Annotated in this window: 21 protein-coding genes; 20 read left to right on the forward strand and 1 reads right to left on the reverse strand. The window is 40.0% G+C overall.

What is annotated here, in order from left to right; all coding sequences use genetic code 11:
• Positions 1-15: 15 nt before the first annotated feature.
• On the reverse strand, positions 16-1,380 hold the full coding sequence (locus QI30_RS14115; RefSeq protein ID WP_126991243.1) for an amino acid permease: 1,365 nt from the start codon (positions 1,378-1,380) through the stop codon (positions 16-18).
• Between the two features lie 174 nt (positions 1,381-1,554).
• Here QI30_RS14115 and QI30_RS14120 point away from each other — a divergent pair, with 174 nt between their 5' ends.
• The 20 genes from QI30_RS14120 to rapZ all read left to right on the forward strand — a co-directional run bounded on the left by QI30_RS14120 (position 1,555) and on the right by rapZ (position 19,982).
• Positions 1,555-3,537, forward strand: coding sequence for a S9 family peptidase (locus QI30_RS14120; RefSeq protein WP_126991244.1), 1,983 nt, complete (start codon positions 1,555-1,557; stop codon positions 3,535-3,537).
• A gap of 102 nt (positions 3,538-3,639) precedes the next feature.
• Entirely contained in the window at positions 3,640-4,284 is a 645-nt protein-coding gene (locus QI30_RS14125; protein ID WP_126991245.1) for a VTT domain-containing protein, read from the forward strand.
• A gap of 91 nt (positions 4,285-4,375) precedes the next feature.
• Complete coding sequence (locus QI30_RS14130) at positions 4,376-5,602, forward strand: EAL and HDOD domain-containing protein (protein WP_126991246.1); 1,227 nt, start codon at positions 4,376-4,378, stop codon at positions 5,600-5,602.
• A 60-nt stretch (positions 5,603-5,662) separates the two neighbouring features.
• Positions 5,663-5,983 carry a cytochrome c551 gene (gene cccB, locus QI30_RS14135; protein ID WP_126991247.1) on the forward strand — a complete coding sequence of 107 codons (321 nt, stop codon included), beginning with the start codon at positions 5,663-5,665 and terminating at the stop codon, positions 5,981-5,983.
• 104 nt (positions 5,984-6,087) lie between these two features.
• Positions 6,088-7,017, forward strand: a complete 930-nt coding sequence (gene hprK / locus QI30_RS14140; RefSeq protein ID WP_126991248.1) for an HPr(Ser) kinase/phosphatase — start codon at positions 6,088-6,090, stop codon at positions 7,015-7,017.
• 20 nt (positions 7,018-7,037) lie between these two features.
• Positions 7,038-7,841, forward strand: coding sequence for a prolipoprotein diacylglyceryl transferase (lgt, locus tag QI30_RS14145; protein ID WP_126991249.1), 804 nt, complete (start codon positions 7,038-7,040; stop codon positions 7,839-7,841).
• A gap of 76 nt (positions 7,842-7,917) precedes the next feature.
• Positions 7,918-8,568 carry a pyrophosphatase PpaX gene (gene ppaX / locus QI30_RS14150; RefSeq protein WP_126991250.1) on the forward strand — a complete coding sequence of 217 codons (651 nt, stop codon included), beginning with the start codon at positions 7,918-7,920 and terminating at the stop codon, positions 8,566-8,568.
• On the forward strand, positions 8,561-9,067 hold the full coding sequence (locus tag QI30_RS14155; RefSeq protein ID WP_126991251.1) for an acyltransferase: 507 nt from the start codon (positions 8,561-8,563) through the stop codon (positions 9,065-9,067). Before ppaX ends, QI30_RS14155 begins: the two co-directional genes overlap by 8 nt.
• A gap of 146 nt (positions 9,068-9,213) precedes the next feature.
• Complete coding sequence (locus QI30_RS14160) at positions 9,214-10,380, forward strand: ATP phosphoribosyltransferase regulatory subunit (RefSeq protein ID WP_126991252.1); 1,167 nt, start codon at positions 9,214-9,216, stop codon at positions 10,378-10,380.
• Complete coding sequence (gene hisG / locus QI30_RS14165; protein WP_126991253.1) at positions 10,377-11,012, forward strand: ATP phosphoribosyltransferase; 636 nt, start codon at positions 10,377-10,379, stop codon at positions 11,010-11,012. Before QI30_RS14160 ends, hisG begins: the two co-directional genes overlap by 4 nt.
• 4 nt (positions 11,013-11,016) lie before the next feature.
• Complete coding sequence (hisD, locus tag QI30_RS14170; RefSeq protein WP_126991254.1) at positions 11,017-12,294, forward strand: histidinol dehydrogenase; 1,278 nt, start codon at positions 11,017-11,019, stop codon at positions 12,292-12,294.
• A 2-nt stretch (positions 12,295-12,296) separates the two neighbouring features.
• Entirely contained in the window at positions 12,297-12,887 is a 591-nt protein-coding gene (gene hisB / locus QI30_RS14175) for an imidazoleglycerol-phosphate dehydratase HisB (RefSeq protein ID WP_126991255.1), read from the forward strand.
• A gap of 11 nt (positions 12,888-12,898) precedes the next feature.
• Positions 12,899-13,543: an imidazole glycerol phosphate synthase subunit HisH gene (hisH, locus tag QI30_RS14180; protein WP_126991256.1), complete on the forward strand. Its 645-nt coding sequence runs from the start codon at positions 12,899-12,901 to the stop codon at positions 13,541-13,543.
• Between the two features lie 2 nt (positions 13,544-13,545).
• A complete protein-coding gene (gene hisA / locus QI30_RS14185) occupies positions 13,546-14,283 on the forward strand; it encodes a 1-(5-phosphoribosyl)-5-[(5-phosphoribosylamino)methylideneamino]imidazole-4-carboxamide isomerase (RefSeq protein WP_126991257.1) in 738 nt (245 codons plus the stop codon).
• Positions 14,283-15,041, forward strand: a complete 759-nt coding sequence (gene hisF, locus QI30_RS14190) for an imidazole glycerol phosphate synthase subunit HisF (protein WP_126991258.1) — start codon at positions 14,283-14,285, stop codon at positions 15,039-15,041. Before hisA ends, hisF begins: the two co-directional genes overlap by 1 nt.
• Positions 15,038-15,655: a bifunctional phosphoribosyl-AMP cyclohydrolase/phosphoribosyl-ATP diphosphatase HisIE gene (hisIE, locus tag QI30_RS14195; protein WP_126991259.1), complete on the forward strand. Its 618-nt coding sequence runs from the start codon at positions 15,038-15,040 to the stop codon at positions 15,653-15,655. The genes hisF and hisIE overlap by 4 nt, the downstream gene beginning before the upstream one ends.
• Positions 15,656-15,795: 140 nt before the next feature.
• Positions 15,796-17,325 (forward strand): tetratricopeptide repeat protein, encoded by a 1,530-nt coding sequence (locus QI30_RS14200; protein ID WP_126991260.1) that lies wholly within the window; start codon positions 15,796-15,798, stop codon positions 17,323-17,325.
• A gap of 74 nt (positions 17,326-17,399) precedes the next feature.
• Entirely contained in the window at positions 17,400-18,350 is a 951-nt protein-coding gene (gene trxB, locus QI30_RS14205) for a thioredoxin-disulfide reductase (RefSeq protein WP_126991261.1), read from the forward strand.
• A 275-nt stretch (positions 18,351-18,625) separates the two neighbouring features.
• Positions 18,626-19,102: an NUDIX hydrolase gene (locus QI30_RS14210; RefSeq protein ID WP_126991262.1), complete on the forward strand. Its 477-nt coding sequence runs from the start codon at positions 18,626-18,628 to the stop codon at positions 19,100-19,102.
• Position 19,103: 1 nt separating this feature from the next.
• Positions 19,104-19,982 carry an RNase adapter RapZ gene (gene rapZ / locus QI30_RS14215; RefSeq protein ID WP_126991263.1) on the forward strand — a complete coding sequence of 293 codons (879 nt, stop codon included), beginning with the start codon at positions 19,104-19,106 and terminating at the stop codon, positions 19,980-19,982.
• Positions 19,983-19,986 lie beyond the last annotated feature (4 nt).

Genomic DNA, 19,986 nt, shown 5'->3' on the forward strand with positions numbered 1-19,986 from the left:
TGGGCCTATGAATGATTATTTAATCATTTTATTTTTATAGTAACCGAAGTATAGAACAAGCAATAAAATCATCCAAATTGGACCGACAATTAATGCGATACGAGTGCCTTCGTTAAATGCCATTAAAATAACGACGAATAAGAAGAAAATAATCGAAATATACGACGTAAATGGATAAAGGAACATTTTAAATGATAACTTATTTATTTGTTCTTTCGATAAGGTTTTACGATATTTAATTTGTGTTATCAAAATCATAATCCATGTAAAGACAGCTCCAAATGTTGAAACACTTGTGATATATGTAAAGACCTTTTCATCGACAAAGTAGTTTAATACAACGCCAATTAGTAAAACAATTGCAGACATATAGATCGCATTTGTAGGTACACCTGTTTTACCAACTTTTCCGAAAATTTTTGGAGCTTGCTTTTGATGACTTAAATTAAATAACATACGACCCGTACTGAAAATTCCTGAGTTACAGCTTGAAAGGGCAGCGGTTAATACAACGAAGTTAATAATTCCGGTTGCGTAACGAATACCAACGTTTTCAAACATCATGACAAATGGGCTATTACCATCTGTAATTTGATCCCACGGATAAATAGCCATAATGACCGTTAATGCGCCGATATAGAATACGAGAATACGAATTAATACGGTATTAATTGCACGTGGAATTATCTTTTTCGGATTTTTCGCCTCTCCAGCCGTTACACCAATCATTTCAACTCCTAAGTAAGCGAACATAACAATTGGTAGTGCGGCGATGATACCACCAAATCCATTTGGCATAAATCCACCATGTGACCATAAATTACTGAAACCAATTGCATCTCCGCCATTTCCAAGGCCAAATAAGATTAAGCCAAGGCCTAGAACAATCATAAAGATGATGGCTACGACTTTAACCATTGCAAACCAAAATTCCAGTTCACCAAATGCTTTTGCAGCGATTAGATTAATAATCGTCATTAGGATAAGTGCAAATAATGCCCACATCCATTTTGGCGAATCTGGGAACCAAAGCTGCATGTAAATTCCTGCTGCAGTAATTTCCGCCATACATGTGACAATCCATAAGAACCAATAGTTCCAGCCCGTTAAAAATCCAGCGAGTGGACCTAGTAGCTCTTGTGCGTAGCGGCTGAATGAACCCGCAACAGGATGATCTGTTGCGATTTCACCAAGTGCACGCATCATGAAAAAAATGAAAATACCCCCGAGTGCGTAAGTCAGTAAGACGGCAGGTCCGGCTAACTTAATTGCTCCCGCAGAACCTAAAAATAATCCTACCCCGATAGCGGCACCGAGCGACATTAACGTGATGTGTCTTGACTCCAGACCTCGCTGAAGTTCAGGTTGCTGTTTTGACATAAAAACGCCTCCGATGCTATGAAATTGCATTATCAATGTTATCATAAAACTGTGACAAATACATGACAAAGACAAGGGTTTTTACATAAATTTTCAGAACATAATAGAAAACTTAGATAATTTAGTGAGTATGGTAAGATATGGTATGCGAAGAATTTCGAGGGGGAATTTGAGATGACACGTTTAATAGAATCAAAGGATTTATATCAATTACATTCAGTTACAAGTCCAGTATTATCACCAAATGGAAAAGAAGCAATTTTTGTCCGTACAGAGATGAATGATCGCGACAATACGTATTATGGCTACTTGTATCATATTAATTTAGAAACGAAAGAAATTACGCAATGGACACATCTTAAGGAACGTATTTTAAATATTAAGTGGTCACCAGATGCACGTTATGTAAGTTTTTTAGCGACGCGTTCTAAAAAGAATCAACTATATATTTTGCCAACTCGAGGTGGCGAAGCACAATGCTTAACGAACTTTATGTACGGTCTAACAAATTATGAATGGTCACCGAATTCAGAATCTATTTGGTTTAGTGCCAATGTAGAAGAAGATAAAGAATTTACAGATATGGCAACGAAAATCAATCCTAAGCGCCCAGACGTATATGAAGTTAGCGGCATGCGCTACAAATTAAATGGGATGGGATTACTCGCTAAAAATCGTCATAGCCAAATTGGCTCAATTGATATACTTACACAGCGCATTACACGTTTTACAAATGACACATTTGACTACCATTTTGCGGCTTTATCAAATGATGGAACGAAGCTAGTATATGCTGTGAATCGCGCGGATGAAGAACAACGGGACCATGATTTTAGCTCACCACTTTATATTGTAGATATCGAGACAAAGGAAGAAACATTGATTACGGATATGCAAGGGTATTTCGGAGAGGCGTATTTTTCTTTAGATGATCGGTATGTAGCGTTTGTTGGCTCGCCTTTAGAGCCGTTTAAAAATGCAGCACATGCAGAAGTATATATTTATGATGTGAAAGAACAGTATTATTACAGCTTAACGGCAGCAATGGACTTACCAGTAGGAGATTATCAAACAGCGGATGTACAACAAGGTGCTGTAGCCCCAGGTGTTGTTTGGTGTGATGATAATGCGCTTTATTTCCAAATGTCTTCGATGGGTGATACACGTCTTTATTACGCGACGCTTGACGGAGCAATTTATCCAGCAACGCCTGAAAATGAGCATGTCTATGGCTATGATGTTAATCACGATGCAATCCATGCGATTGCGACAATTAGTGATTCGACGCATATTGGTGAATTATACGCACTTAATATTTCAACAGGTGAACGTGAACAGTTAACACGTTTTAATACAGCTTTTGAAAAAGAGGTAACGATTGTAGAGCCTGAAGCATTTAATTTTACAAATGATGCAGGTGAGCTTGTATTTGGCTGGCTAATGAAACCAGCAGCATATGAAGATGGCAAGCAGTATCCGCTACTTTTAAATATTCATGGTGGACCACATATGATGTATGGCAATACCTTTATTCATGAAATGCAGTTGTTCGCGGCAAAAGGCTATGGTGTTGTGTATGTTAATCCAAGAGGTAGTCATGGCTATAGTCAAGCATTCGTCAATGGCTGTCGCAATGATTATGGTGGTGGCGATTATCGTGATTTAATGCAAGCTGTAGACATCGTTTTAGAAGAAAATCCGTGGATTGATGAACATCGCTTAGCTGTAACAGGTGGTAGCTACGGAGGATTTATGACGAATTGGATTGTTGGTCATACAAATCGGTTCAAGGTAGCGGCAACACAGCGCTCTATTTCCAATTGGACAAGCTTTTACGGTGTATCAGATATTGGCTATTATTTTACAGAATGGCAAATTGGTAGCGATATGACGGATGTAAATAAATTATGGGCGCATTCGCCGCTGAAATATGCGGAAAAAGTTGAAACGCCCTTACTGATTTTACATAGCGAGCAAGATTATCGCTGTCCAATTGAGCAAGCAGAGCAGTTTTACATGACGCTTAAATCAATGGGGAAAACGACGAAGTTTGTTCGCTTCCCACGAGCAAATCATGATTTATCACGTACCGGACTCCCAAATTTACGACAAGAACGTCTGAAACAACTTGTCGTATGGTTTGAAAAATATTTGTAAAGATTATGTAAATACGCAACTTTAAAAGCAATAAAACGTTGCTTGTAAGTAGCAATAGGCGTATGATACATTACGTATTTTGAAAGATTGTGAGTGACAAATTTGGATATTATTAAATTTTTATTCGACTTTATTATGCATATTGATGAACATTTAGTTGAATTGATTAAAGACTTTGGTTTCTGGACATATGGATTGATGTTTTTAATCGTCTTTATTGAAACCGGCGTCGTTATTTTCCCATTCTTGCCTGGTGATTCATTATTATTTGCAAGCGGTGCTTTAGCAGCTATAGGTGGGTTAAAATTACCACTCGTGTTGCTAACATTTTTCGTTGCAGCAGTGTTAGGCGACAGCTTGAATTTTGAAATTGGGAAACGTGTTGGAACAACAATCAAGCCAGGAAGTTTTTTAGGGCGTTTTATTAGCCAAGAAAACGTTGAAAAAGCACAACTATTTTTCAATAAACATGGTGGTAAAACAGTTTTAATTGCGCGCTTTATGCCTTTTATCCGTACCTTCATTCCATTTGTAGCAGGCGCTAGTCGTATGAATTATCGCTACTTCCTTATGTATAATATTATCGGTGGAGCATTATGGACAGCAGTTTGCGTATTAGCGGGTTACTTCTTCGGTAATATTCCGATTGTGAAGGATAATTTCTCAATTGTTGTTTTAGCGATTATTTTTATCTCGGTTTTACCAGCTTTGATTGCTGCGATTAAAGCAAAATTTTCAAAGAAATAAGCATATTTTTTAAGGCTGTAGGGAATACGTTTCCTACAGCTATTTTTTTGTGTAAAATAATGGGAAACAACGTTAGAGGGGGAGGCTGCTTTTGGAAGCGTATATTGGGAGGCAACCGATTTTTGATGAGTTAGAGCAAGTGTATGCGTATGAACTACTGTATCGCCATAATGAAAAAAATTATTTTGAGATGCCAGATGCAGATGTAGCTACTTATGATGTCATTGCGAAAACGTTTGTTTCATTTGGTGTAGACGAATTGTCGCAAGGACGGCCATGCTTTATTAACTTCACAGAGAATCTTTTGATGAGCCCCATATTTGAGCAACTTTCAGCCCAACTTGTCGTTGTTGAACTACTAGAAGATATCGTCATTACAGTGGATATTATCGAGCGTGTGCAGGAATTAAAGGGTTTAGGATATCGTATCGCATTAGATGATTTTTTATTAAACGATGATTTACTAGAATCTGAAATTTTTAAGTATGTTGATATTATTAAGGTGGATTTCTTACTTGCATCTGAGGAGGAACGCCTAAAAATAGAATATTTAGTGCGCAGCTATTATCCGCATATTACATTATTAGCTGAAAAAGTAGAGACTGTTGAAGAATATACATGGGCGCGTAGACATGGTTATAAGTTATTCCAAGGCTATTTTTTTAAACGTCCACAGATTATTGTGACGCAGGAAATTCCTGCGAACATTTTACAGTATTACCGTGTGATCGCTCTTTTACGTGAAACAGATCCAGACATTAATGACTTAGCAGAAACAATCGAGTGTGATATGTCTTTATCTTATAAATTATTAAAATTGATTAATAGTTCCCCTAAACGACGTTTGAATAAAGTACGTTCGATTAAAGAGGCGATTATTTCACTTGGACTACGTGATTTACAGCAGTGGTTGCATATTTTAACGTATCGAGAAATGCGGGACACGAAAGTTTCGGGGCGTATGGAGGAAGTGATGCGGACGTCATTAATTCGTGCAAAAATGTGTGAATCACTAGCGCGCTATAATGGTGGGAAATTGCATTCGGAATATTTTTTAATCGGTATGTTTTCGTTGATAGATGTTATTTTAGGGCGACCGTTGCATCAAATTTTAGAGCAGTTGCCATTGTCAGAAGGTGTTGTTGCAACGCTTAATGGAGAAGCTACGCCATTACAGCCTTATTTACAACTTGTTATTTCGTTAGAAAATATGGAAATCGAGCGTATTCGTCAATTTGCGCAGCAAATAGAAGTACCGGCAAGTGCTATTTTACGCATGCATTATGAGGCGAATAAGTGGGCAAAGCAAGTTCACTAGGTAGATTTCATGCTATACTGAAAGCGACTGCAAGGATTAATAATTGGAGGGGGAGTCACATTGAAAAAAGCATTTTTTGGCGTCATGATGGGAGCATCACTATTGTTAGCAGCATGTGGAAGTAGTGATGAATCAGGAAAAGAAAATGGTACTTCAGCAGAACCGGATGCAGCGCAATTAGCAGAGCAAAAATGTATGGGGTGTCACGGTAAAAACTTAGAAGGTGGCTCAGCACCTGCACTTACTAAAATTGGTGCTGAAAAATCAGAAGAGGAAATTGCGAAAATTATTAAAGAAGGTACAAAAGGCGGCATGCCAGCAGGTCTTGTAAAAGATGAGGAAGCAGATACTTTAGCGAAATGGTTGGCTGAAAAAAAATAAGTGTTCTACGAAACTGCTCTTAACGCAAAGTTACGCGTTTGGAACAGTTTCTTTTTATGTGTTAGGTTGCTAAAATAGGAAGGTATGAGAGGAGTGTGTATGAAGTGGATCAAGTGAGTACAAAAGATGTAATGGAAATGTTTGATTTGACGCTAGAAAGCGGAGAAGAAGGTATTGGTCGTCACATTTTAACAAGTGATATTTCACGTCCAGGGTTAGAGATGGCAGGATACTTTCATCATTATCCGGCCGAACGCGTACAGTTGTTAGGAAAATCAGAGTTATCATTTTTTAATACATTATCGGTTGAAGCGAAGCGTGACCGTATGAATCAATTATGTGCCGCAAATACACCGGCAATTATTATTTCACATAACATGGAAGTGCCAAAAGAGTTGATTGAAGCTTCAGAGGCAAATCATGTTCCTGTATTAATGACAAAGTTAAAAACGACACGATTTTCAAGTATGTTAACAAACTATTTGGAAAGTCGTCTTGCACCGATGACAGCAGTACATGGGGTGCTAGTTGATATTTATGGTATTGGTGTTTTATTAACAGGTAAAAGCGGCGTAGGTAAAAGTGAAACGGCGCTAGAGCTTGTAAAAAAAGGCCATCGCTTGGTGGCGGACGATTGCGTAGAAATCCGTCAAGAATCGGAAAATATGTTGGTTGGCAATGCACCAAAGTTAATTGACCATATGTTAGAGATTCGTGGAATTGGTTTAATTAATATTATGACAATGTTTGGTGCTAGTGCCGTACGTCGTAATAAGCGTATTTCGCTTGTCATTGATTTAGAACTATGGGATGCTGAAAAAACATATGACCGACTAGGCCTAGAAACACAAACGATGAAAGTCCTTGATACAGAACTGACAAAGTTAACGATTCCGGTGCGTCCAGGACGAAACTTAGCCGTTATTATTGAAGTAGCAGCGATGAACTATCGTTTGAAAAATCTAGGAATTAACTCGGCTGAAGAATTTACACAACGTCTTGAAAGTGTTATTCAAGAAAAATCAGATATGTAACGTTGTGAAAGGAGAACAACATGGATTTAGCTTTAATGGCAATTGATCCGGTAGCTTTTTCAATAGGAGCAATTGATGTCCGCTGGTATGGTATTATTATTGCTTGCGGAATTTTACTCGGATATTTTGTTGCACAAAACGAAATGAAAAAACGCGGTTTTGGAGATGAATTTTTAACCGACTTATTAATTTGGACAGTGCCAATCGCCATCATTTGCGCGCGCATTTACTATGTCATTTTTGAATGGTCTTATTACAGTCAAAATCCTGGGGATATCATTCAAATTTGGAATGGTGGGATTGCGATTCACGGTGCATTAATCGGTGGCGGTATTACAGTTTATGTATTTTGTAAAAAGCGTGGGGTTAGCTTCTGGCAAGTGGCAGATATTTTAGCGCCATCGATTTTAATTGGTCAAATTCTTGGTCGCTGGGGTAACTTTATGAACCAAGAAGCGCATGGTGGCCCTGTGACACAAGAATTCTTAGAAAACTTAATGATTCCAGATTGGATTATTAATCAAATGAATATTGGCGGTATTTATTATCACCCAACATTCTTATACGAATCACTGTGGAATATTTTAGGCTTGATTGTCTTACTATTATTACGCAAAGTGAATCTCCGCCGTGGCGAAATTTTCTTAACGTATGTCATTTGGTATTCATTTGGTCGCTTCTTTATTGAAGGCCTTCGCACAGATAGTCTATTAATTATGGGCTTCCGTACAGCACAGCTTGTTTCATTAATTGCCCTAGTAATCGCGGTGATTGTTTTTATTTATCGTCGTGTAAAAATGAAACAGGTACGTTATAAAGATTAAATGATAAGAGTATTGCGGATAACGCGATGCTCTTTTTTTCGTTATAATAAAGAAAAGAAAAGAGAGGTGCCGCTTTATGAATTTTGAAGCATTATTATTTGATTTTGATGGAACATTGTTAAACACGAATGATTTAATTATTGAAACGTTCGCGCATGTTATTGATCCAAAATTTCCAGGACGTTATCAACGTGAAGATTATTTGAAATTTATCGGGCCAACACTCATGGAATCTTTTACAGAGGTAGATGCAATTAATGCGGAGTCATTAGTAGCTGAGTATCGTTTATGGAATCAGGAGCATCACGATGAGCTAGTAACAGAGTTTCCACATGTAAAAGAAGTGCTAGTAACGTTGCGAGAAGCAGGTGTACGTTTAGCTGTTGTGTCAACGAAACGTGGTGATACACTACGAAAAGGCTTAGATTTAATGGGCATTACGGAATTATTTGAAGTTATTATTTCACAGGATGAAGTAACGCATACAAAGCCACATCCAGAGCCAGTTGAAAAAGCAGTTGCGCTTCTTGGTGTTGAAAAATCAAAAACTTTAATGATTGGCGACAATTCACATGATATTTTAGGTGGGCATAATGCAGGCGTTAAAGCAGCCGGTGTGGCATGGTCATATAAAGGTATAGCGTATTTAGAGCAATTTAATCCGGATTATATCCTACATGATATGACGGATTTATACGACATCGTAGGAATTAAAAGCCATGCGTAAAACGACACGCTATCCAGTAGAAGGATCGACGTCGCTATGGCAGGTATACAAAACGGTTTCTTTTTGGAAAATTGTTAAATGTTTTATCGTTATTGAAATTGCACGCATTACACCATTTTTATCATGGAAGAACTGGATGTATCGGACGTTTCTTCGGATGAAGGTAGGGAAACGAACAGCCTTCGCGCTGAAGGTGACACCTGATACGATGTTCCCAGAGCGCATTTCAGTTGGAGATGACGCCATTATTGGCTTTAACACAACGATTTTAGCGCATGAATATTTAGTGGATGAGTACCGACTTGGTGATGTTATCATTGGAAATAATGTGATGATCGGAGCCAACTCAACAATTTTACCAGGTGTGACAATTGGCGACGGGGCAGTAGTTTCTGCGATGACATTAGTGAATAAAGATGTTCCTGCAGGTGCAATGGCTGGTGGCAATCCGATGCGTATTATTTATACGAAAGAAGAGCGTGAAGCGAGGAGGAGATAACCTCGTTTTTGATTCAAATAGTCTGTTTATTCAATCAAATCTGAAATAAGGTTGACGAATTAACATGATTGCGTTAAAATATCTTCAACATATTAGTTCTCTAATACTCTAGTGTATTAAAGTATTTTGGATAAGGAAGTGTCAACATGTCATCAATTCGTAAATTTGAAAAACCGCTAGGAATGCGCGATACATTCCCGAAAATATTTGAAAAGCAAGAAGCCGTTCGCAGTAAGGGGCGCGAATTTCTACAGTTACGTGGCTATGAATTTTTAAAAACACCTACACTTGAATACTACGACACAGTCGGTAAAGCGTCGGCTATTGTCGAATCTTCATTATTCAAATTAGTCGATACACAAGGGAATACGCTTGTACTTCGTCCGGACATGACAACGCCGATTGCACGTGTTGCATCATCAAAATTATTGAAGGAAAAAATTCCGTTGCGTCTGGCGTATTTTGAGAATGTTTTCCGTGCACAGGAGCATGAAGGAGGCCGCCCAGCAGAATTTAGTCAAATGGGTATTGAAATTATCGGAGATTCTTCTGTGTATGCAGATGCGGAAGTGATTTTAACAGCGATTGATTTCTTAAAACAATTAGGCATTGAAGATTTCAAAATTACGATTGGAAACGCCGGTATTTTAGATGCCATTCTTCGTAAAAATGTTGAAACAGATGAGCAATTTGAAGAATTACATCAATTACTTGTGCAGAAAAACCTTGTAGGATTTGAAGAAGCAGTTGCGCGCTATCGTCTGCCACGTAGTGAAGAGGAAACGCTACTTGCTTTCTTAGAAGAAGCGACAGAGCTAAAAAGTATTCGCCAAATTTCAAAATACTTATCAGAAAAACAAGCCCTACTTTATATGGAACAGCTAGCATCGATTTTAGAAATCGCAGATGTTGCAAAATATATTGCATTCGATTTTACATTAGCAAGTCATATGAATTATTACACGGGGATGCTATTTGAAGTGTATGCAGCAGGGTCAGGTTTCTCACTAGGAAATGGTGGGCGCTATGATGGCTTATTAAGTGACTTTGGTAAAGATGTCGGTGCGATTGGATTTGGAATGCGTATCGATTATTTAGTTGAAGTAATGCCGAAGCAGGAAATCGAAAAAGACGATGTACTTGTATTATTCGTCTCTACACAATTAAAAGAAGCATTAGAAACAGCAGAAACACTGCGTGCACAAGGAAAACGCACAACATTACAAGCAATTGAAGGCTTAGATGACTTAGCTACATTTGAAGAACAGTTTGGCGACGTCGTACGCATTGGTCAAGGAGGAACTTCACTATGAGTAATACAGCATTAACAATCGCGATGCCAAAGGGTCGTATTTTTGAAGAAGCATATGACATGTTAATCGAAGCGGGGTTCAACTTACCAGCGAACGTCGAAATGTCACGTAAACTGATGATTGAAATACCAGAAGAAAATATTCGTTTTATTTTAGCGAAGCCAATGGACGTACCAACGTATGTAGAGCATGGTGTAGCGGATATTGGCATTGCTGGAAAGGATGTTCTGTTAGAGGAACGTCGTAATGTACATGAGTTATTAGATTTAAATATTTCAAAATGTCATGTAGCTTCAGCGGGTTTACCAAATACAGAGCTAAACGACATTGCACCACGTATCGCAACGAAATATCCAAATATCGCTTCAGATTATTACCGTGAAAAGGGCGAGCAGGTCGAAATTATTGGTTTAAATGGCTCAATTGAATTGGCGCCAATGATTGGTCTAGCAGATCGTATTGTCGACATTGTATCAACGGGTCAAACATTAAAAGAAAATGGCTTAGTAGAGTATGAATTTGTGGTCGATGTATCATCGCGTTTAATTGCAAACCAAGCGAGCTACCGCATGAAAAATGACCGAATCCAAGACCTTGTAAAACGTCTGAAAAAATGTGTGAGAGAAGGCTAAAACAATGAAAATTCAACAATTAACAGCAGACATTTCATTAAAACGTCAGTTAGAAGGTGGCAATGAAGAACAGCTTCGTACGGTGCGTGAAGTATTAGCTGATGTCAAAGCGAAGGGCGATGCAGCGGTAAAGGCATATAGTGAAAAATGGGACGGTGTAGCACTTGATACGTTACGTGTAACTGCACAGGAAATCGACGAAGCCGTTGCTTCAATGGATCCTCAAATCATTGCCGATTTAACAGAAGCGGCAACGAATATTCGTTATTATCACGAGCAACAAAAACGCGATGGCTATAAATTACCGTTAGCAGATGGATCATGGCTTGCACAGCGCATTACGGCGATTGCATCGGTTGGTTTATATGTGCCAGGTGGCTCTGCAGCGTACCCATCTTCTGTATTAATGAATGTGGTGCCCGCACAAGTAGCAGGCGTTGAACGCATTGTTATTGCAACGCCCTGTGATAAGGACGGCAAACTACCAGCAGCGGTACTTGCAGCAGCCTCTATTTTAGGCGTAACAGAAATTTATAAAATGGGCGGTGCACAAGCGATTGCGGCACTTGCATACGGGACGGAAACAATTGACGGTGTCGATAAAATTACCGGTCCAGGGAATATTTTCGTGGCACTCGCAAAACGTGAAGTATTCGGTGAAGTAGCGATTGATATGATTGCTGGTCCAAGCGAGATTGCGGTCATTGCGGATGAAACAGCACATGCTGATGAAGTGGCAGCTGACTTATTATCCCAAGCAGAGCATGACCCGATGGCTTGTGCGGTACTTGTAACAACAAGTGATGCGCTTGCGAAAGCGGTATCTGATGAAGTGGAAAAACAACTACAAACATTACCTCGTGAAGCGATTGCACGTAAAGCGATTGAAAATTATGGTGCGATTTATGTTGGTGAAACGATGACACAAGTAGTGGACGCGATTAATACATTAGCGCCAGAACACTTAGAAATTGTCACGAAAAATCCAGAGGCTATTATGGAACAAGTGAAAAACGCGGGTGCGATTTTCTTAGGACGCTATAGCTCAGAGCCAGTAGGGGATTATTTTGCGGGTACAAACCACGTTTTACCAACGAACTCAACAGCACGTTTTGCATCAGGCTTAAATGTAGATGACTTTATTAAACGTACGAGCGTTGTATATTATTCAGAACAAACATGGCAAGAGAATGCGCCGAAAATTGCGCGACTTGCACGACTTGAAGGCTTAGAAGCACATGCCCGCGCAGTAGAATCTCGCGGCTGGAATAAGGAGGACTAATGATGACACGTTCAGCAAAAATTGCACGTCAAACGAATGAAACACAAATTGAAATCGAATTAAACCTAGATGGTGAAGGGAAAGCTACGGTTGATACGGGTGTACCTTTCATGGACCATATGCTTGATTTATTCGTGAAGCATGGTTTATACGATGGTGTCATTAAAGCGAATGGCGATACAGAAATCGATGACCACCATACTACGGAGGATTTAGGTATTGTGTTAGGTCAGGTTGTACGTCAAGCGCTTGGCGATAAAAAGGGCATTCGTCGCTATGGTCATGCATTCGTTCCGATGGACGATGCGCTTGCACAAGTATTCGTTGATTGCTCGGACCGTCCACATTTAGAATTCCGCGCAGAGCTACCACAAGCTAAGGTCGGCACATTTGATACAGAGCTTGTGCATGAATTCTTCTGGAAATTTGCGCTTGAAGCACGTATTAATTTACACATTATTGTTCCGTATGGTCACAATACACACCATATTATCGAGGCGATGTTTAAGGCGACAGCACGTGCACTAGATGATGCTGTTCAAATCGATCCACGCGTAAAAGGTGTACCATCAACAAAAGGCTTGCTAGGCTAGGGGGAAACTTGATGAAGATTGGGATTATCGATTATGGCATGGGCAATTTATTTAGTGTGGAGCAAGCGGTAAAACGTCTTGGTGCAGATGTAATTATTTCTGCGGATAAGGCAGAGCTATTAGCAGCAGATGCGTTAATTTTACCAGGAGTTGGCGCATTTCCGGATGCTATGACGCGTCTAGAGGAAACGAATCTAGTTTCTTTATTTGATGAAGTCGTCGCGACTAAAAAACCGCTATTAGGCATTTGCTTAGGGATGCAATTATTGTTTGAGACAAGCGTAGAGAAAGGCGACAACAAAGGTCTTGGCTTGTTCAAAGGACGCATTGCCGAATTTAGCGGGAAAGATGCTGCAGGTGAAGCATATCGTGTACCGCATATGGGATGGAATAACTTACAATTTAAACGCTACCCAGTATGGCTGTCAAAAGAAGCATTAGATAATGAGTATGTGTATTTCGTGCATTCATTTTATGCGACGGATTTAGAGGACGCAGATTTAGTCGCCTATGCAGACTACGGTGGTGAAATTGTACCGGGTATCGTTCAAAAAGGATCGATTACAGGGATGCAGTTCCACCCAGAAAAATCAGGTAGCTGCGGTGTGGCATTATTAACGGCTTGGCTAAAAGGCATTGAAAAGGGAGAGGCTTAACGATGACAACAATTCAAATTTATCCAGCAATCGATATGCGTGGCGGTAAATGCGTACGTTTATATAAAGGGGATTATGCGCAGGAAACAGTCTATGCGGATTCTCCGTTTGATATGGCAAAGCAGTTCAGTGATGCAGGTGCGACATATGTACATATGGTTGATTTAGACGGAGCGAAGGACGGCGAGCGCGTGCATGCAAATGACGTGATTCGCGTTGCAAAGGAGCTTCCTGTAAAGGTACAAATCGGTGGTGGTATTCGCTCAATTGAGGATGTACGCTTTTATTTAGAAAATGATGTAGACCGCGTGATCATTGGTTCATTGGCGATTCGTGAGCCAGAGCTTGTGGCAACATTTATCGAAGAATTTGGCGCAGATCGTATTGTCATTGGCCTAGATGCGAAAGACGGTATGGTCGCAACCCATGGTTGGATTGAAACATCGGACCAAAAAGCGACGGATGTAGCGAAATATTTCGTGAAACGTGGCGCGAAGCATTTCATCTTCACAGATATTGCGACAGACGGTACATTACAAGGACCGAATATTGCCGCAAACAAAGAGCTTTCAGCTGCAACAGGTGCTGAAGTGATTGTCAGTGGTGGGATGAGCTCATTAGCGGATATTAAAGCGGTGAAAGAAGCGGCAACTGACTCAACAATTGGCGGCGTAATTATCGGGAAAGCTTTATACACAGGCCGATTTACGCTAGAAGAGGCACTTGAGGGGGCGAAATAATGCTAACAAAACGGATTATTCCATGCCTTGATGTGAAGGAAGGACGCGTTGTAAAGGGCGTTCAATTCGTATCATTACGTGATGCAGGAGACCCTGTGGAGCTTGCGAAATTTTATAATGAGCAAGGTGCGGATGAGCTTGTATTTTTAGATATTTCTGCAACGCATGAAGGACGCGAAACAATGGTTGATGTTGTTCGCGAAACGGCGTCTGCGTTATCGATTCCATTCACTGTTGGTGGTGGTATTCGTACGTTAGCAGATATGACGCGTATGCTGCGTGCGGGTGCTGATAAAGTATCGGTAAATTCGGCGGCACTACAAAATCCGCAATTAATTAAAGAAGGCTCGGATTATTTCGGCGCACAATGTATCGTCGTTGCTATCGATGCGAAATGGAGTGAGGAAGACGGCACATGGATGATTTATACCCATGGAGGTCGTAATAAATTCCCGAAAGAGGCCGTTGCGTGGGCGAAGGAAGCCGTCGCATTAGGTGCAGGGGAATTACTTGTGACAAGTATGGATAAAGACGGTGAAAAGACGGGCTTTGATAATGCATTACTAAAAGAAATTCGCGCAGCAGTGAATGTGCCAGTTATCGCAAGTGGCGGTGCAGGGAATGCGGAGCACTTTTATGAAACTTTAACGGAAGCAGATGCGGATGCGGCACTTGCAGCATCGATTTTCCACTACAAGGAAACATCGGTTGCTGAAGTGAAAAATTATTTGCGTAGTAAAGGGGTCGTTGTACGATGAGCTTAAAATTTGATGATAAAGGGTTAATTACAGCTGTTGTGCAACACGCGCAAACAAAGGAAGTATTAACTGTTGCTTATATGAATGAAGAATCGTATAACAAGACGCTTGAAACGGGGGAAACGTGGTTTTACTCACGTTCACGCCAGGAATTATGGCATAAGGGTGCAACGAGTGGTAATACGCAAAAGGTCGTTGCAATGCGTTCGGATTGTGATGAGGATGCACTTGTTGTTGAAGTTTTACCAGCAGGACCTGCATGTCATACGGGCGCAGAGTCATGCTTTTATAATGTCATTCAAGAGAAGCCTGCTGAGACGGGCTCACTCGACATTTTAGAAACACTAAAACGTGTCATTGATACACGCGCAGCTGAAATGCCAGAGGGGGCATACACGACGTATCTTTTCAATGAAGGTGTCGATAAAATTTGTAAGAAGGTCGGCGAAGAAGCGACAGAATCGGTTATTGCCGCAAAAAATCGTGATGCAGAAGAATTAAAATGGGAAGTGGCAGATTTGATTTATCACTTGCTTGTTTTACTTAAAGAGCAAAAAGTTGATTTATATGATGTCTTAGGTGTCCTAGAAAAACGTCATGATTCACATGAATAATGAAATGAAGAAGTTTGGCATAAGCTAAGCTTCTTTTTTTCTGGTGCAAACATTGCTATAATCGTAGGTATGCTATAATTAAAAGAATTAAAATACAGGGACGCGACGACGTTCCTTCATGCTTTTCGGAGGAAAATTTCTTGGAGAAAAATCATACAACGATGGAAACTAGTGCGAATAATGTTGTTTCGTTCATCCCAACAGGTGATTTTTATTATCATAAGGCGATGAAAGCACTGGAACAGAACCATTTTGACCAAGCAAAAAAATATTTAAAACGCGCATTAGAGTTAAGTCCTGATGATGCAAAAATTCTTGTTCAGATGGCTTATTTAAAAATGGAAGAAGAATCGTTTTTAGAGGCACTTGAACTGTTACGACATGCGAATAATGTGGAGCCAAATGACCCGGAGACGGTGCTTTTTTTAGCAGAGGTTTCGGCGAATATGGGGCTTGCAGAAGATGCAATTAATTTTGCAACGCATTATTTAGAAATTGAACCGGCTGGTGAATACCGCGAAGAGGCAGAAGAGATTATTGAGATTGTGACGGAGCTTTTAAAAGAAGAACCACTTGAGGATCGTCAGGGTTCTGCTGAGAAGAATTATGAGCAAGAGCGCGCACGCCATTTAATGGAGAAGGGCGACTTTGAACCAGCAATTGAAATCTTGGAAAACTTAATTGCGGAATATCCAGATTTTTGGTCAGCCTATAATAATTTAGCGCTTGCGTATTTTTATAAGGGCGAGCATGAGCAGGCACGTGCACTGCTACATGAGGTGCTCATTGGCAATTACGGCAATATTCATGCACTTTGCAACTTAACGGTGATGTCTTATTATGAACAAAATGATGCCGATGAATTACATCTCTTAACAGAAACCTTGTTAAAGCTACAACCTTATTTTGTCGAGCATCGCTACAAATTAGGTGCGACACTGGCGTTGATTGGCCAATATGAGCAAGCATATAAGTGGCTTCGTAGCTTGAAAAAGCTTGGCTATGTTGGGGATACGGGTTATTACTTCTGGCTGTCTCATGCAGCCTATTTTTCAGGATGCGAAGAGGAATCTCATAAAGTATGGGATGAATTGATGCTAATTGACCCGTCAAAAGAAGGCTTAGAACCATGGGCAAATGTCGTGGAAGTGCCGGACAGTGACGATATTTTAAGCGACCGCGATTATTTGGTTGGGCGCTTAGAGCATGAAATTTTACAGGAGCGTTTACTTGGCTTATTCTTACTCGGTAAATCACCATTTAAGCAAGAGCTACTAGCGCATCCAACATTGATTAATATCGATAATTATTCGACCATTGAAAAGCTTTTATTAGCGTACGCTATGAACCACGATTTTTCAGAGGATGTGGCGTTAGCAAACTTTTATCGTGCTGTAGAAGTACTTGAAAAATTATATGCGCAACATGAGCCGCTAACAATGGATACAACATTTTTACTACAGCTATGGCTTGTGCTTTTTGAAAAAGGATTGCACGAAGAATATGCGTTTAAAAATCCGCTGGCATTAGCTGCTGCGACAGAATACATGTTTTATGCTGTACGTGAAAAAGTTACGAAAAAAGAAATTGCCGAATGGTACGGTACCACAACGAAAACACTTACCAAATATGTAGATGAACTTATGCAATTCCTGCCGATTTTTGACTAGGCAGATTTGTTGTGAAAAAAGAAAAGATACTATACTATCTAGGGTATAGAGGAACTATTTAGGAGGAATTTGAAATGTCAGAAGAAAAAATTTATGATGTTGTCATTATCGGTGCAGGCCCTGCAGGTATGACAGCTGCTGTTTATACATCTCGTGCAAACCTTTCAACATTAATGATCGAGCGTGGGATTCCAGGCGGTCAAATGGCGAATACAGAGGAAGTTGAAAACTACCCAGGATTTGAAACAATCTTAGGTCCAGACCTTTCAACAAAAATGTTCGAGCACGCGAAAAAATTTGGTGCAGAATATGCATACGGTGACGTTTCTTCAATCACAGACGGCAAAGAATATAAAACAATCGTTGCTGGTCAAAAAGAATACAAAACACGTACAATCATTATCTCAACAGGTGCTGAGTACAAAAAAATGGGCGTGCCAGGCGAATCAGAACTTGGTGGCCGCGGCGTAAGTTACTGTGCTGTATGTGATGGCGCATTCTTCCGTAACAAAAACTTAATCGTTGTAGGTGGCGGTGACTCTGCAGTAGAAGAAGGAATTTACTTAACTCGCTTTGCTGACAAAGTAACAATCGTTCACCGTCGTGATAAATTGCGCGCACAAAAAATCATCCAAGATCGTGCGTTTGCAAACGAAAAAATTGATTTTATTTGGAATAACACAGTAAAAGAAATCAATGAACAAGATGGTAAAGTAGGTAGCGTAACATTAACAAATACAGTGGATGGTACGGAATCAACTGTTGATGCAAATGGTGTATTCATCTACATCGGTATGAATCCATTAACAAAACCATTCGCAGAACTAGGCATCACAAACGAAGCTGGTTACATTCCAACTAACGAAAAAATGGAAACATCTGTAGCAGGTATTTACGCTGCTGGTGACGTACGCGAAAAAACACTTCGTCAAATCGTTACGGCAACAGGTGATGGTAGTATCGCTGCACAAGCTGCACAAGCATATATCGAAGAATTAATCGAAGAATTAGCCGTACAAAAGTAGGCTTTGCAATCGAATTGAAATAGTTGAAATAAAATTCAAATATGTGCGTAACAGCTCTGTTACACATATGAGTTATAGTAGTACATGTAATAACCCCTTTGAGTTTTAGAATATTGGTAAGCCCCTTCTCGACCGCACGCGAGAAGGGGTCTTTTTTTGTATTCAGGGCCTTTTTCGCGACATTTTATGCCACTAGCGCAATCCGAAAGATATACGTTTTTAGCTATCCATTGTATAATGAAGGATAGAACAATAGAGAAATGAGGTGTCGTGTTGTGCAACGAATTGCGAACTTATTAGTAAAGAAGGATGGAAAAGTTCTTCTATTAAAAAAACCACGACGCGGCTGGTATGTAGCACCAGGAGGCAAAATGGAAGATGGCGAATCAATTTTTGAGGCAGCCACACGTGAATATTTTGAAGAAACTGGTACGAAGGCCATTGATGCACATTTAAAAGGTGTTTTTACAATGGTTATCAAGCGCGGTGATGAGGTCATTAATGAGTGGATGCTTTATACATTTTTAGCAAATGACCTTGAAGGTACACCATACGGGGAAACACGTGAAGGCGTTTTAGAATGGCGCGACGTGAAGGACTTAGAAACATTGCCAATGAATGAAGGCGACCGAATTGATTTATTATTTGCTGTAAATGAGCCTGGTGTTCAATACGGTACATTCACATATACGGAAGAATATGAATTACTAAATAGCACAGTTCAGACGTCTGTCGAAAGGAATGGAAATTAACATGCCAAACCCACAATCGAACGAGTTAATTATTATTACAGGAATGTCAGGGGCGGGAAAATCGGTAGCAGTACGCAGCTTTGAGGACTTAGGTTTTTATTGCATCGACAACTTACCACCGACATTACTCCCTACTTTTGTCAATCTCATGAAAGAATCAACAAAAGGCATTACTCGAATGGTTGCGGTCATGGATTTACGTGGAGGCGATTTCTTCTCATCATTAATTGATGCGATTGATCAAATTGCGGATGAGGATATTGTGGAAACGAAAATTTTATTCTTAGATGCAGATGATGAGGTACTCGTACGTCGTTATAAAGAAACGCGTCGTTCACATCCATTGGCATCAACAGGACGTCCATTAGATGGCATTCGTCATGAGCGTGAATTATTAACAGAAGTAAAAGAACGCTCGCAGTACATCTACAATACATCAAGCATGAAACCAAAAGAATTGCGTGAGCGCATTATTACGGAGTTTTCAGCGCAAATGTCGAAAAGCTTTAATGTAAATGTGATGTCATTTGGCTTTAAGCATGGGATGCCAATTGATGCGGATCTCGTATTTGATGTGCGCTTTTTACCGAACCCCTATTATATTGAAAAACTGCGTCCAATGACGGGGCTAGATGAGGAAGTATCCTCTTATGTATTGAAAATGGACGATACGCAAACGCTTATTAACAAGTTAACGGATCTATTTGAATTTATGCTACCGCGTTATCAAGAAGAAGGAAAAAGCCAACTAGTAATTGCGTTTGGTTGCACGGGTGGTCAACATCGTTCTGTGACATTAGCGGAATATTTTGGGCACCTTCTTGAAAAAGAGTTACCAACGGTTATTACTCACCGAGATGTCGAGAAAAGAAAGGGCTAATGCT

This window comes from Candidatus Kurthia intestinigallinarum (genome assembly GCF_003991225.1).
GTDB classification, from domain to species: domain Bacteria; phylum Bacillota; class Bacilli; order Bacillales_A; family Planococcaceae; genus Kurthia; species Kurthia populi.